Source organism: Pseudomonas sp. MM227, assembly GCF_947090715.1.
GTDB lineage: Bacteria > Pseudomonadota > Gammaproteobacteria > Pseudomonadales > Pseudomonadaceae > Aquipseudomonas > Aquipseudomonas baltica.
This window is the reverse complement of the sequence record NZ_OX352319.1, coordinates 331,167-345,571: the sequence shown is the minus strand read 5'-3', so window position 1 is coordinate 345,571 and position 14,405 is coordinate 331,167. Positions and strand designations below refer to the sequence as shown.

Here is a 14,405-nt window from a genome sequence, read left to right as displayed (position 1 = left end):
GGAGGGAATCGATATTGCCTGCGCTATCGGCTCGGTCCGAGGAAACTCGAGAAGTGGGCGATGGAAGGTATGCAGGGTGCCAGGGCCGGCCCTTTCGCGGGCAGACCTGCCAACACACAGCCATAAAAAAACCCCCGGACGCTTTCGCGCCGGGGGCCTTTTCAATCAACCGGAACTACGGATCAGTTCTTGGCTTTCTTGGCAGCGCGGGTACGCTCGCCTTCGTCCAGGATCTTCTTGCGCAGACGGATCGACTTCGGCGTGACTTCGCACAGCTCGTCGTCCTGGATGAATTCCAGAGCCTGTTCCAGGGTGAAGCGAACAGGTGGAACCAGAGCGATGGTTTCGTCTTTGCCCGACGCACGCATGTTGTCCAGCTTCTTGCCCTTGGTAGGGTTTACGCCCATGTCGGTGTCGCGGCTGTTCAAGCCGACGATCTGACCGTTGTAGATCTCCTGGCCGTGCTCGACGAACAGCTTGCCGCGCGCCTGCAGGGTTTCCAGCGAGTAGGTCAGTGCCTTGCCGGTTTCGACCGAAACCAGTACGCCGTTCTGACGGCCGGACATGTGGCCCGACTTCATCGGAGCGTAGCGATCGAAGATCGAAGTCAGGATGCCAGCACCGTTGGTCAGGGTCAGGAACTGGTTACGGAAACCGATCAGACCGCGAGCGGGGATGTTGTATTCCAGACGAACACGGCCCTTGCCATCCGGCACCATGTTGGTCAGGTCGCCTTTACGCAGGCCCATCTCTTCCATGACCTTGCCCTGGGATTCCTCAGGGGTGTCGATGGTGACGTTTTCGAACGGTTCCTGCTTCTCGCCGTCGATGACGCGGATGATCACCTCAGGACGACCGACACCCATTTCGAAGCCTTCGCGACGCATGGTTTCGATCAGTACCGAAAGGTGCAGCTCGCCGCGGCCGGAGACCTTGAACTTGTCGGCCGAGTCGCCTTCTTCAACGCGCAGGGCAACGTTGTACAGCAGCTCTTTGTCCAGACGTTCCTTGATGTTGCGGGACGTCACGAACTTGCCTTCTTTACCGCAGAATGGCGAGTCGTTGACCTGGAAGGTCATGGAAACGGTTGGCTCGTCGACGGTCAGCGGCTTCATTGCTTCGACGTTGTCCGGCTGGCACAGGGTGTCGGAGATGAACAGCGAGTCCATGCCGCTCACGCAGACGATGTCGCCAGCGAAGGCTTCTTCGACGTCGATGCGGTGCAGGCCGTGGTGACCCATCAGCTTGAGGATACGACCGTTGCGCTTCTTGCCGTCGGCGCCGATGGCGACCACCGGGGTGTTCGGCTTGACGCTGCCGCGAGCGATACGGCCAACACCGATGACGCCCAGGAAGCTGTTGTAGTCCAGTGCCGAGATCTGCATCTGGAACGGGCCGTCGCGGTCGACTTTCGGAGCCGGTACGTTGTCGACGATCGACTGGTACAGCGGGGTCATGTCTTCGGCCATGTCGGTGTGTTCCAGACCGGCAATGCCGTTCAGGGCCGAGGCGTAGACGACTTTGAAGTCCAGCTGTTCTTCGGTGGCACCGAGGTTGTCGAACAGGTCGAAGATCTGGTCCAGAACCCAGTCCGGACGCGCGCCTGGACGGTCGACCTTGTTGATGCAGACGATCGGACGCAGACCGGCTTCGAACGCCTTCTTGGTCACGAAACGGGTTTGCGGCATAGGGCCGTCCTGGGCGTCGACCAGCAGCAGCACGGAGTCGACCATCGACATCACGCGCTCTACTTCGCCACCGAAGTCGGCGTGGCCCGGGGTGTCCACGATGTTGATGTGGTAGCCGTTCCAGTTGATGGCGGTGTTCTTGGCCAGGATGGTGATGCCACGCTCTTTTTCCTGGTCGTTGGAGTCCATCACGCGCTCGTCGTTGAGCTCGTTGCGCTCCAGGGTGCCGGACTGACGCAGGAGTTTGTCTACCAGGGTGGTCTTGCCATGGTCAACGTGAGCAATGATGGCGATGTTGCGTAGATTTTCGATCACTTGTGTATCTCGATCAGAGGATTCGGTTGCCGCGCATTCTACGTGGCGAATATTAAACAAAAAGCTATCCGGGCCAGACAGCGTAGGAACGTAGCGAGCGACGGCAAGGCAAGGAAGAAATAGGCGAGGAAGCACAGTTTACTGGTTGTAAATGAGCATTCCGAGCCTGTTTCTGACGCAGCATTGCCTAGCGCAGTAGTTCCTACGCTGTCTGGGGGTCGGGAGGGCGATGGCGGATACTCCCACCATTCAACCCTGGGACTCTATGTCGGACGATAAACGCGCACATTGGCATGTCCCTCACTCAACAGATGGTGAGCATGCAGTCGGCTCATGACGCCCCTGTCGCAATACAGCAAGTACTGGCGAGTGAAATCCAGTTCCTTGAAGCGGCTGTTCAGGGCATAAAAAGGCATTGCCTTGACCTCGATGCCGGCCAGTGACAGCGGCTGGTCTTCCTGGGCATCGGGGTGGCGGATATCGATGACGACTTGTCCGGACAGCGCCTCGCTGACCTCTTCGACCTCGATATCCCGGCCCAGCTGGTCGATGACTTCATCAATGGACACCAGCTTGGCGCGTTCCAGCGCTCGCTCAAGAACGGCCATGTCGAAAGACTTCTCTTCATGGACGACGCGCGGCAATTTTGCACTGGTGGTCGGGTTGACCGAAATCACGCCGCAATATTCTGGCATGTGTTTGGCAAAATCGGCAGTCCCAATTTCAACTGCTTGATCGATGATGTCTTGTTTGTGGCTCGCCAGCAGCGGGCGCAGTACCAATTTGTCGGTCGCGCTGTCGATCGCCGACAGGTTGGGCAGGGTCTGGCTGGACACCTGCGAGATGGCTTCGCCCGTGACCAGCGCGGGAATCTTCAGTTGGTCGGCCAGGCGCGTGGCGGCCCGCAGCATCATGCGCTTGAGGATCACGCCCATGTGGCTGTTGTCGACCTTGCCGAGAATCTCGCCCAGCACTTCTTCGAACGGCACGCTGATGAACAGCACGCGCTGAGAGCTGCCGTACTTCTTCCAGAGGAAGTGGGCAACTTCCATCACCCCCAGTTCATGGGCGCGACCGCCCAGGTTGAAGAAGCAGAAGTGGGTCATCAGGCCACGGCGCATGATCTGGTAGGCGGCAACGGTGGAGTCGAAACCGCCCGACATCAACACTAGCGTCTGTTCCAGCGCGCCCAAGGGGTAGCCACCCATGCCGTCGTGCTGGTCATGGATGACGAACAGGCGCTGGTCGCGGATTTCCAGGCGCACCACCACGTCGGGCTTTTTCAGGTCGATGCCGGCAGCACCACACTCGCGGCGCAATTGGCTGCCGACGGTGCGTTCCACATCCATCGAGCTGAAGGCATGCTTGCCGGCACGCTTGGCGCGTACCGAAAAGATCTTCCCAGGCAGCAGCGGGCCGAAGTGCGCCTTGCACTTGGCCACGATGTCATCCATATCGCCCAGCGGGTATTCGTCCACTTGCAGGAAATGCGCGATACCTGGCGTGCAGCTCAGGCGTTCGGTCATCTCGCGCAACACCTTTGCGTCCGTCAGCTTGGTCTGGACTTCAAGGTTGTCCCACACGCCAGTAACCATCAGCTGCGGGTCCAGGTCACGGAGCACCATGCGGATGTTCTTGGCGAGCTGGCGGATGAAGCGCTTGCGCACCGGCGGGCTCTTGATGGTGATCTCTGGAAAGACTTTTACGATAAGTTTCATGAAAACAGCGCGCGAAATGCCAGCCTGAAAAGAGGGGCGCGGATTATAGCGGAAATTGCTCAAGGTTTGACCAGTTATCGTACGAACGGGCAAACGCACCAATATCGACCATCTAAAACAGACCCGCACCAAACCAGCGCACCCCTATTCAACCCCACCTCCTGTAGCTGCGGCGCAAGCCGCGTCCCGCGCTCATACCTATTAATGCCGGGGACGAAGCGTGACGCGGCTTGCGCCGCTGCTACAGGGGAATGGGTTCGAACCTGCGGATAGTGAGAATCAGCGTTGCGCCCATCACGGGGCACTGGCATGCAAATTGCTCCCTTGTGAGGCAGGTTGCCTTGGCCGACTATCGGGCCCGGCATCACACATATTTAGGGGCCCCCTTTCACAATCGGCCCCATTCCACCCCGGAGGACAACATGTCGAAGTCGGTTCAACTCATCAAAGATCATGACGTCAAGTGGATTGATCTGCGCTTCACTGATACCAAAGGCAAGCAGCAGCACGTGACCATGCCAGCGCGCGATGCCCTGGATGACGACTTCTTCGAAGTCGGCAAGATGTTCGACGGTTCCTCCATCGAAGGCTGGAAAGGCATCGAAGCCTCCGACATGATCCTGCTTCCGGACGACAGCACTGCCGTTCTGGACCCGTTCACCGAAGAGCCGACCCTGATCCTGGTCTGCGATATCATCGAACCGTCCACCATGCAGGGCTACGATCGCGACCCACGCGCCATCGCCCATCGCGCCGAGGAATACCTGAAGTCGACCGGTATCGGCGACACCGTGTTCGTCGGTCCGGAGCCTGAGTTCTTCATCTTCGACGAAGTGAAGTTCAAGTCCGACATTTCCGGCTCCATGTTCAAGATCTTCTCGGAACAGGCTTCCTGGATGACCGACCAGGACGTCGAAGGCGGCAACAAGGGCCACCGTCCAGGCGTCAAGGGCGGCTACTTCCCAGTGCCACCGGTCGACCATGACCACGAGATCCGTACCGCCATGTGCAACGCACTGGAAGAGATGGGTCAGGTCGTCGAAGTTCACCACCACGAAGTGGCGACTGCCGGCCAGAACGAAATCGGTGTCAAGTTCAACACCCTGGTCGCCAAGGCCGACGAAGTGCAGACCCTGAAGTACGTCGTGCACAACGTTGCCGACGCCTACGGCCGCACCGCTACCTTCATGCCCAAGCCACTGTACGGTGACAACGGCTCGGGCATGCACGTGCACATGTCGATCTCCAAGGATGGCAAGAACACCTTCGCTGGCGAAGGCTATGCCGGCCTGTCCGACACCGCGCTGTACTTCATCGGCGGCATCATCAAGCACGGCAAGGCGCTGAACGGCTTCACCAACCCGTCGACCAACTCCTACAAGCGTCTGGTCCCAGGTTTCGAAGCGCCGGTCATGCTCGCCTACTCGGCCCGCAACCGTTCGGCTTCCATCCGTATTCCTTACGTCAACAGCCCGAAAGGCCGTCGTATCGAAGCGCGCTTCCCGGACCCGGCAGCCAACCCGTACCTGGCTTTCGCGGCCTTGCTGATGGCTGGCCTGGACGGCATCCAGAACAAGATCCACCCCGGCGATGCCGCCGACAAGAACCTGTACGACCTGCCGCCCGAAGAGGCCAAGGAAATCCCGCAGGTTTGCGGCAGCTTGAAGGAAGCCCTGGAAGAGCTGGACAAGGGCCGTGCGTTCCTGACCAAGGGCGGCGTGTTCAGCGATGACTTCATCGACGCCTTCATCGCCCTCAAGAGCGAAGAAGAAATCAAGGTCCGCACCTTCGTACACCCACTGGAATACGACCTGTACTACAGCGTCTGATCCCTGTGATGTGACAGAAAGGCCACCCTCGGGTGGCCTTTTTTCGTTCTGCGCCTACCATGGCAACGCTGCACGCACCCCCTCAATTGCTCTATGCTGGCCCCCATGCAAGCGCCACTCAGAGAAGTTTCCATGCGCTCACCCCTAGCCTGCCTGTTGCTGCTGTGTGCGCTGCCCGCCGTGGCGCAGATCTACAAATACACCGACGCCGAGGGCAACACGGCCTACAGCAACCAGCCGCCCCAGGGGCGTGCCAGCCAAACGGTCGAGTTGCCGCCGCTCAACAGCGTGGAGTCGCTGCGCAAGCCCGCGCCAACCACCCTGCCGAGCACCACCGTCGCGGTGCCGCAGACCCAGTACAGCCAGCTGGAACTGACCGGGCTGCCAACCGACGAAGCGCTGCGGGCCAACAACGGCACCTTCGATGTGGGCGTGGCGATCGTGCCACGCCTGCGTTCGGGCGATCGCCTGCGCCTGGTGCTCGACGGCGAGCCCTATGGTCAGCCAAGCAACGTGCCGCGCCTGCAACTGGTGAATGTCGATCGCGGCGAACATGGCCTGGCGGTACAGGTCCTCGATGCCCGCGAAGCCGTGATCCAGCAGAGCGCCACCGTCACCTTCACGGTCCAGCGGGTTCACCTGCCGTGATGCGCTGGACGCTGCTCTGGCTGGCATTGATCACCGCCTCCGCGCAAGCCGCGGTGTACACCTACGTCGACGCCAATGGCAACCGGGTTTTCACCGACCAGCCGCGCAAGGGCGCCGAACGGGTGCCGATGCCTGCACGCGCCACGCCCACCGCCCCGGCTACCGTGATGCCGCCGCGCACCAGCAAGGTGCCAGTGCCGAACAGAACCGCGGCGACGCGTTATCAGATGCTGCGCATCCTCGGGCCCCTGCCGGACACCGCCGTGCGCGAGGAAGACGGTTCACTGATCGTGACCCTGACCAGTGAGCCGGCCTTGCAGCCCAACCATCGCTACCGCCTGTTGCTCGACGGCGAAGTGGCACAGGCGCCGGGGCGCAGTCCGGTGTTCGCCCTGAGCAACGTCGACCGCGGCACTCATACCCTGGCCGCCGAGATCATCGATCAGGACGACCATGTGATCGAGCGCACGCCAGCCCAGCCGGTCCACCTGCAGCGTATCTCGCTGATTCAGAAACGCCGGGTTCACCCCTGCCGAAGTTCCGACTACGGTGTACGCCCGGAATGTCCACTCAAGGACAAGCCGGAAGACGACTGAGCAGCGACAGCCAAAAACCACATATACCTGACCGCACTTTTTTGGTGCGCTATGCTGGTCATTGCCAGGCATGCCGTGCCATTTTGGGTCGCCGCGGCATTTGACGGACCGAAGATCCCCTGCTGCGAAGCACTATTGGTACCCATTTGCAGGAACCGCGCTTCTTTTCGGAGCCTTGGTTTGGTTCTTGCATTTTCCCTGCACCAGCGAGTTTGTTTCGCGCGCGAACCCGGGCGCTGCCACGGGCGCCCTGTGCCAAAAGAGGTCACCTGTCCCCATGACCATCAGCGATGCCCTGCACCGACTGTTACTCGACAACCTCACCACTGCCACCATTCTGCTCAATGCCGACCTGCGCCTTGAGTACATGAACCCCGCAGCCGAGATGCTGCTGGCGATCAGTGGCCAACGCAGCCATGGTCAGTTCATCAGCGAGTTGTTCACCGAATCCACCGAAGCCCTCAACTCCCTGCGCCAGGCAGTCGAACAGGCTCACCCCTTCACCAAGCGCGAAGCGATGCTGACCGCGCTGGCCGGGCAGACGCTGACGGTCGACTACGCGGTGACGCCGATCCTCAGTAACGGCGCCACCTGGCTGCTGCTCGAAGTGCATCCGCGTGACCGTCTGCTGCGCATCACCAAGGAAGAGGCCCAGCTGTCCAAGCAGGAGACCACCAAGATGCTGGTGCGCGGCCTGGCCCACGAGATCAAGAATCCGCTGGGTGGCATCCGTGGCGCGGCTCAATTGCTGGCGCGCGAGCTGCCCGAGGAAAGCCTCAAGGACTACACCAACGTCATCATCGAGGAAGCCGACCGCCTGCGTAATCTGGTCGACCGCATGCTCGGTTCGAACAAGCTGCCTTTGCTGGCCATGACCAATATCCACGAGGTGCTGGAGCGCGTGGCCAATCTGGTCGAGGCCGAAAGCCAGGGCTGCATCACTCTGGTGCGCGACTACGACCCGAGCATTCCGGATGTATTGATCGACCGCGAGCAGATGATCCAGGCCGTGCTCAATATCGTGCGCAATGCCATGCAGGCGATCAGCGGCCAGAACGAGCTACGCCTGGGACGCATCAGCCTGCGCACCCGCGCCATGCGCCAGTTCACCATCGGCCATGTGCGCCATCGCCTGGTCAGCAAGATCGAGATCACCGACAACGGTCCGGGCATTCCTGCGCAACTGCAGGAAACCATCTTCTACCCCATGGTCAGTGGCCGTCCCGACGGTACCGGCCTGGGGTTGGCCATTACCCAGAACATCATCAGTCAGCACCAGGGCTTGATCGAGTGTGAAAGCCACCCCGGCCACACCACCTTTTCGATCTTCCTGCCGCTGGAACAAGGAGCCGCTTCGTCATGAGCCGTAGTGAAACTGTCTGGATCGTCGATGACGACCGTTCCATCCGCTGGGTACTGGAAAAGGCCCTGCAGCAAGAAGGCATGACCACCCAGAGCTTCGACAGCGCCGATGGTGTCATGAGCCGACTGGCACGCCAGCAGCCCGACGTGATCATCTCCGACATCCGCATGCCCGGGGCCAGCGGCCTGGACCTGCTGGCGCGAATTCGCGAACAGCATCCACGCCTGCCGGTGATCATCATGACCGCGCACTCGGACCTGGACAGCGCGGTCGCTTCCTACCAGGGCGGCGCGTTCGAGTACTTGCCCAAGCCGTTCGACGTCGACGAGGCAGTGTCGCTGGTCAAGCGTGCCAACCAGCACGCCCAGGAACAGCAAGGCCTGACCGAAGTACCGGCTCTTACCCGCACGCCCGAGATCATCGGCGAAGCACCGGCCATGCAGGAAGTCTTCCGCGCCATCGGCCGCCTCAGCCACTCCAACATCACCGTGTTGATCAATGGCGAGTCGGGCACCGGCAAGGAGCTGGTCGCCCACGCCCTGCATCGGCACAGCCCGCGGGCCGCGTCGCCGTTCATTGCGCTGAACATGGCGGCGATTCCCAAGGACCTGATGGAGTCGGAGCTGTTCGGCCATGAAAAAGGCGCCTTCACCGGCGCTGCCAACCTGCGCCGAGGCCGCTTCGAACAGGCCGACGGCGGCACACTGTTCCTCGACGAAATCGGCGACATGCCGGCCGACACCCAGACGCGCCTGCTACGCGTGCTGGCCGATGGCGAGTTCTACCGCGTCGGTGGGCACATACCGGTCAAGGTCGACGTGCGCATCATTGCCGCTACCCACCAGAATCTGGAAACCCTGGTGCACGCCGGCAAGTTCCGCGAGGACTTGTTCCATCGCCTCAATGTGATTCGCATCCACATTCCGCGTCTGTCGGACCGTCGCGAAGACATCCCGACCCTGGCGCGACATTTTCTCAGCCGCGCGGCCCAGGAACTCGCGGTCGAGCCCAAGCTGCTCAAGAGCGAGACCGAGGACTACCTGAAGAACCTGCCGTGGCCTGGCAACGTGCGTCAGCTGGAGAACACCTGCCGCTGGATCACGGTGATGGCCTCGGGCCGCGAAGTGCACACCGGCGACTTGCCGCCCGAGTTGCTGAGCCTGCCGCAGGACGCGGCACCGGTGACCAACTGGGAGCAGGCGTTGCGCCAATGGGCCGACCAGGCCTTGGCACGCGGGCAATCGAGCCTGCTCGACAGCGCCGTGCCCAGCTTCGAGCGGATCATGATCGAGACCGCCTTGAAGCACACCGCCGGGCGTCGTCGTGACGCGGCCGTGCTGCTGGGCTGGGGTCGCAATACCCTGACGCGCAAGATCAAGGAGCTGGGCATGAAGGTCGACGGCGCCGACGAAGACGAAGTCGAAGAAGCCTGACGTCCCGCACACCGCCACCGGCATATGCGATCCCTGTAGCAGCGGCGCCAGCCGCGTCCGGCCTCACCGCGCTGGGGCAGACGCACCGCGGATGCCGCCGACGCGGCTTGCGCCGCTGCTACAGCGGTACGTCAGATGCCCAGCACACACCCCCACGGCATACCCGATCTCTGTAGCAGCGGCGCCAGCCGCGTCCGGCCTCACCGCGCTGGGTCAGATGCACCGCACATACCGCCGACGCGGCTTGCGCCGCTTCTACAGGGGTACGTCAGATGCCCAGCACACACCCCCACGGCATACCCGATCTCTGTAGCAGCGGCGCCAGCCGCGTCCGGCCTCACCGCGCTGGGTCTGATGCACCGCACGTACCGCCGACGCGGCTTGCGCCGCTGCTACAGGGGGTTTGAAGAAACTCTCCGCTTTCGTGCATTCGCCTTGTGCAGTGCACCCACACGATGCGCTAGCGAACATCGCTTATTGCTCGGATAAAACCTCGTCCGTTTCAATGAGCTAAAAGACTGTTATCCGATAAAAATAATTTTCCCTTACATTCCAATCAGATAGATTCCAAGACAAAACGTTTTTGGCGTTCAGAAAGCTTCTGCAACAAAACTGGCACGCACGCTGCAATGTACTAACCATTACCCAGTTTCGGGAACCTCGGTACAGGCAGGCCGGGGATTCCCTCTTTACACCGCGACTCCAGCCAAGGCTGGAATACCGCACAACTGTTTTGGGGACCTTGGTACAGGCAGGCCGGGACTCCCCTTCTTTACATCGAAACGCCCGGCTGCAAGGCCGGGTATTTCAGCCCCGCTTGGGGGGCCCCGGTACAGGCAGGCTGGGGTCCCCTCTTTTATTGCTCGCGCAGCTCGACGGTGGTTTGCCAGCGTCCATCGAGCTGCACCGCGCGCCATTGCATCTGCAACGGACGCGCTGCCACCACCGTCAACAACAACCCCTGATCACTGCGCTGAATGCGCCAGGTCACCGGCTTGCCGCCCACCAGCAACCGCCCGCTGGCCGGAGCGCCGGTGGCGTCGAACAGCATCGCCACCGTTCCTTCCACCACCTCGCCATGCAACCGCGGCTCATCGTTGAACCACAGCACCAACTGGTCGCGGTGCACTTCGATGTTGTCCAAGCGGGCAGGCTCGGGATTTGCCAGGCGGCCGATCATCAGTCCGACCAGCAAGCCAATGATCGCCAGCGAGCCCAAAACCCGTGGCCACAGTTGCGAACGCTCGCTCGGATCAGGAGTAGAATGCTGCCCGTCCTTCAGTTCGGTGCCGCGCATGTTTCACGTGATCCTTTTTCAACCAGAGATTCCGCCCAATACGGGCAACATTATCAGGCTGTGCGCCAACAGCGGTTGCGCCTTGCACCTGATAGAGCCGATCGGCTTCGAGCTGGACGACAAGCGCTTGCGTCGGGCCGGCCTGGATTATCACGAATATGCCACTCTGCAGCGCCACGCCGACCTGGCCAGCTGCCTGGAAAGCCTGGGGCAGCCACGGGTGTTCGCGTTCACCACCAAGGGTTCGCGACCGTTCCATGATGCCAGCTTCCAGAAGGGCGATGCGTTCCTGTTCGGACCTGAAAGCCGCGGGCTGCCCGCCGAAGTGCTGGAAGCGCTGGACAGCCAGCACAAGTTGCGCCTGCCGATGCGCGAAGGGTGCCGCAGTTTGAACCTGTCCAATACGGTGGCCGTGGCGGTGTATGAGGCGTGGCGGCAGTTGGGGTTCGAGTAGGGCTTGAGAGCCTCTTCGCGGGCAGCGGGCTCGCCGCCCGCGAAAGTGGGCACCACGCACCTACGAAAAAGCGCCCCGAAAGGCGCTTTTTGTTCACTGCAAGCCAACGCTTACTGAGGCGCAGGCGCTTCGCCCGATTCCTGCATGCGCTGCAGTTCCTGGGCATAGAGCATGTCGAAGTTCACCGGAGCCAGCATCAGCGCCGGGAACGAGCCGCGGGTCACTAGGCTGTCCAGGGTCTCGCGGGCATACGGGAACAGGATGTTGGGGCAGAACGCACCCAGGGTGTGGCTCATCGAACCCTCGTCCAGGCCCTTGATCAGGAAGATACCGGCCTGTTGCACTTCGGCGATGAACGCGACTTCTTCACCGTTCTTGACCGTGACCGACAGGGTCAGCACGACCTCGTGGAAGTCCCCTTCCAGGCCTTTCTGACGAGTGTTCAGATCCAGGGAAACGCTGGGTTCCCACTGCTGGCGGAAGATCGCCGGGCTTTTCGGCGCCTCGAACGACAGGTCACGCACGTAGATGCGCTGCAGCGAGAACTGCGGTTCGTTTTCGGCGGCAGCAGCGCCATTGTTCGCTTGGTCGGTCATCGCAGATCCTTGTGATCTTCAGAGGTGTGGGGGTAAGGGGACCGATCAGGCCCCCAGCAACGCGTCCAGCTTGCCGGCGCGCTCGAGGGCGAACAGGTCGTCGCAGCCGCCGACGTGCAACTCGCCGATCCAGATCTGGGGCACCGACGTACGGCCAGCCTTGGCGGCCATCTCGCGGCGCAGCTCGGGCTTGCCGTCGACCTTGATCTCGGTGAACGGCGCCTTCTTGCTTTCCAGCAGGTACTTGGCGCGCGAGCAGTAGGGGCAATAGTCGCTGGAGTAGACGAGGATCGGCTTCATGTCACTTCACCACAGGCAGGTTGTCGGCGCGCCAGCTCGAGACGCCACCGGCCAGCTTGGCGGCGGTGTGGCCGGCCTTGACCAGCTCGGCGCAGGCAGTGCCGGCGTGCTGGCCGATGGCATCGACCACGATCAGGGTCTTGCCCTTGTATTTTTCCAGCTCGCCGACGCGGCTGGCCAGCTTGTCCTGGGGAATGCTCAGCGCGCCGACGATGTGGCCCGCGGCGTAGTCCTTTTTGTTGCGGATATCCACGACCACGCCTTGGTCGCTGTTGACCAGCGCAGTCAGCTCGCGGGGGCTGAGGCTTTTGGCGCCCTTGCTCATTTCCAGCATGATCAGCATGACCAGCAGGACCACGAACGCGGTCACGAGCAGATAGTGATTTGTGGCGAATTCAATCAGGTGAGCGACCATCAGCGGGTTCCAGGGCGTTAAAATGTCGGCCAGTATACACAGCCGCCAAGTCCGGCCAAAGCCCGCCGGACGGAACCGCTCGGCCTGATTGCGGGTCTGTGCTTGTTGTTCTTGCACCCGCGGTGAAATAAACCGCCATGATTCGTCACGCAGGCCCGCAATGCCCTAAAATGCCGGGCTTCTCCTGAATGCTCTTCTGACATAGCGAGTGGGATCCATGACAGCCACGCCCAAACCCTTGGTCCTGATCATCCTCGATGGTTTCGGTCACAGTGAAAACCACGAGTACAACGCGGTCTATTCGGCTCGCAAGCCGGTGCTCGATGCCCTCATGGCACGCCAGCCCAATGGCTTGATCTCGGGGTCGGGCATGGATGTCGGGCTGCCCGACGGGCAGATGGGCAACTCGGAAGTCGGCCACATGAACCTGGGGGCCGGGCGTGTGGTGTACCAGGATTTCACTCGCGTGACCAAGGCCATCCGCGACGGCGAGTTCTTCACCAACCCCACGATCTGTGCAGCCGTGGACAAGGCCGTGGCCGCCGGCAAGGCGGTGCACTTCATGGGCCTGCTGTCGGACGGTGGCGTGCACAGCCACCAGGATCACCTGGTGGCCATGGCCGAACTGGCCGCCGGACGCGGTGCGCAGAAGATCTACCTGCACGCCTTCCTCGACGGCCGCGACACCCCGCCCAAGAGCGCCCAGGCCTCGCTGGAACTGATGGATGCCACGTTCGCCCGCCTTGGCCGTGGGCGCACCGCCAGCCTGATCGGCCGCTACTTCGCCATGGATCGCGACAACCGCTGGGAGCGCGTCAGCGCGGCCTACAACCTGATCGTCGATGCTGCCTCCGAATTCCACGCGGCCACTGCCGTGCAAGGCCTGCAGGCCGCCTACGAGCGCGGCGAGAGCGACGAATTCGTCAAGGCCACCACGGTCGGCGAGCCGGTTCGCGTCGAAGATGGCGATGCCATGATCTTCATGAATTTCCGCGCCGACCGTGCGCGCGAGCTCAGCCGCGTATTCGTCGAAGACGATTTCCAAGATTTCCCGCGCAATCGCCAGCCCAAACTGGCCGGCTACGTGGGCCTGACCCAGTATTCGGCAAAGATCCCGGCACCGGCGGCCTTTGCTGCCACCGGCCTGACCAACGTGCTGGGCGAATACCTGGCCAAGAACGGCAAGACCCAGCTGCGCATCGCCGAAACCGAAAAGTACGCCCACGTGACGTTCTTCTTCTCCGGTGGCCGTGAAGAAGAGTTCCCTGGCGAAGAGCGCATCCTGGTGCCCTCGCCCAAGGTGGCGACCTACGACCTGCAGCCCGAGATGAGCGCGCCGGAAGTGACCGACCGCATCGTCGAAGCCATCGAGCAGCAGCGCTATGACGTCATCGTGGTCAACTACGCCAACGGCGACATGGTCGGCCACAGCGGCATCATGGCTGCAGCGATCAAGGCGGTCGAGTGCCTGGACACGTGCGTGGGTCGCATCGCTGCGGCACTCGACAAGGTCGGCGGCGAAGCGTTGATCACCGCCGACCACGGCAACTGCGAGCAGATGGAAGACGTCTGCACCGGCCAGGCGCATACCGCGCACACCACCGAGCCGGTGCCGTTCATCTACGTCGGCCAGCGTGACGTCAAGGTACGCGCCGGCGGCGTGTTGGCCGACGTGGCGCCCACCATGCTCTGGCTCATGGGCCTGCCCAAGCCCGAAGAGATGACCGGCACCTCGATCCTGGTACAAGGCTGA

Annotated in this window: 13 protein-coding genes; 7 read left to right on the top strand and 6 right to left on the bottom strand. The window is 61.9% G+C overall.

Translation table 11 applies throughout. The features are described 5' to 3' along the window. Positions 1-182: 182 nt before the first annotated feature. Both typA and thiI read right to left on the bottom strand, forming a co-directional pair. Positions 183-2,003: a translational GTPase TypA gene (gene typA, locus ONG87_RS01560; protein WP_122480478.1), complete on the bottom strand. Its 1,821-nt coding sequence runs from the start codon at positions 2,001-2,003 to the stop codon at positions 183-185. A gap of 263 nt (positions 2,004-2,266) precedes the next feature. Further along, the gene (thiI, locus tag ONG87_RS01555; RefSeq protein WP_192055847.1) at positions 2,267-3,721 is read right to left on the bottom strand and encodes a tRNA uracil 4-sulfurtransferase ThiI; all 1,455 of its coding nucleotides are present in this window, start codon (positions 3,719-3,721) and stop codon (positions 2,267-2,269) included. Positions 3,722-4,143: 422 nt separating this feature from the next. Here thiI and glnA point away from each other — a divergent pair, with 422 nt between their 5' ends. The 5 genes from glnA to ntrC all read left to right on the top strand — a co-directional run bounded on the left by glnA (position 4,144) and on the right by ntrC (position 9,590). Continuing rightward, entirely contained in the window at positions 4,144-5,550 is a 1,407-nt protein-coding gene (glnA, locus tag ONG87_RS01550; protein WP_122480480.1) for a glutamate--ammonia ligase, read from the top strand. Positions 5,551-5,682: 132 nt separating this feature from the next. After that, a complete protein-coding gene (locus tag ONG87_RS01545; protein WP_185794922.1) occupies positions 5,683-6,198 on the top strand; it encodes a DUF4124 domain-containing protein in 516 nt (171 codons plus the stop codon). Next, positions 6,198-6,794, top strand: a complete 597-nt coding sequence (locus ONG87_RS01540) for a DUF4124 domain-containing protein (protein ID WP_264382811.1) — start codon at positions 6,198-6,200, stop codon at positions 6,792-6,794. The genes ONG87_RS01545 and ONG87_RS01540 overlap by 1 nt, the downstream gene beginning before the upstream one ends. A gap of 277 nt (positions 6,795-7,071) precedes the next feature. After that, entirely contained in the window at positions 7,072-8,157 is a 1,086-nt protein-coding gene (gene glnL, locus ONG87_RS01535) for a nitrogen regulation protein NR(II) (RefSeq protein ID WP_122480483.1), read from the top strand. Beyond that, positions 8,154-9,590, top strand: a complete 1,437-nt coding sequence (gene ntrC, locus ONG87_RS01530) for a nitrogen regulation protein NR(I) (RefSeq protein ID WP_122480484.1) — start codon at positions 8,154-8,156, stop codon at positions 9,588-9,590. The genes glnL and ntrC overlap by 4 nt, the downstream gene beginning before the upstream one ends. Positions 9,591-10,446: 856 nt before the next feature. Here the strand turns inward: ntrC and ONG87_RS01525 are convergent. Beyond that, complete coding sequence (locus ONG87_RS01525; RefSeq protein ID WP_192137555.1) at positions 10,447-10,887, bottom strand: hypothetical protein; 441 nt, start codon at positions 10,885-10,887, stop codon at positions 10,447-10,449. On the opposite strand from ONG87_RS01525, the gene trmL reads away from it, so the two are divergent. Continuing rightward, positions 10,886-11,341 carry a tRNA (uridine(34)/cytosine(34)/5-carboxymethylaminomethyluridine(34)-2'-O)-methyltransferase TrmL gene (gene trmL, locus ONG87_RS01520; RefSeq protein WP_264382083.1) on the top strand — a complete coding sequence of 152 codons (456 nt, stop codon included), beginning with the start codon at positions 10,886-10,888 and terminating at the stop codon, positions 11,339-11,341. The genes ONG87_RS01525 and trmL overlap by 2 nt on opposite strands. Before the next feature lie 110 nt (positions 11,342-11,451). Here trmL and secB read toward each other — a convergent pair whose 3' ends face one another. Genes secB through ONG87_RS01505 form a run of 3 tightly spaced genes read right to left on the bottom strand, consistent with a single transcriptional unit; the run spans position 11,452 to position 12,652 of the window. Next, entirely contained in the window at positions 11,452-11,937 is a 486-nt protein-coding gene (secB, locus tag ONG87_RS01515) for a protein-export chaperone SecB (protein WP_122480487.1), read from the bottom strand. A gap of 45 nt (positions 11,938-11,982) precedes the next feature. Next, positions 11,983-12,237, bottom strand: coding sequence for a glutaredoxin 3 (grxC, locus tag ONG87_RS01510; protein WP_122480488.1), 255 nt, complete (start codon positions 12,235-12,237; stop codon positions 11,983-11,985). Position 12,238: 1 nt separating this feature from the next. Then, positions 12,239-12,652, bottom strand: coding sequence for a rhodanese-like domain-containing protein (locus ONG87_RS01505; RefSeq protein WP_122480489.1), 414 nt, complete (start codon positions 12,650-12,652; stop codon positions 12,239-12,241). Between the two features lie 217 nt (positions 12,653-12,869). On the opposite strand from ONG87_RS01505, the gene gpmI reads away from it, so the two are divergent. Beyond that, positions 12,870-14,405, top strand: a complete 1,536-nt coding sequence (gene gpmI / locus ONG87_RS01500) for a 2,3-bisphosphoglycerate-independent phosphoglycerate mutase (RefSeq protein WP_264382082.1) — start codon at positions 12,870-12,872, stop codon at positions 14,403-14,405.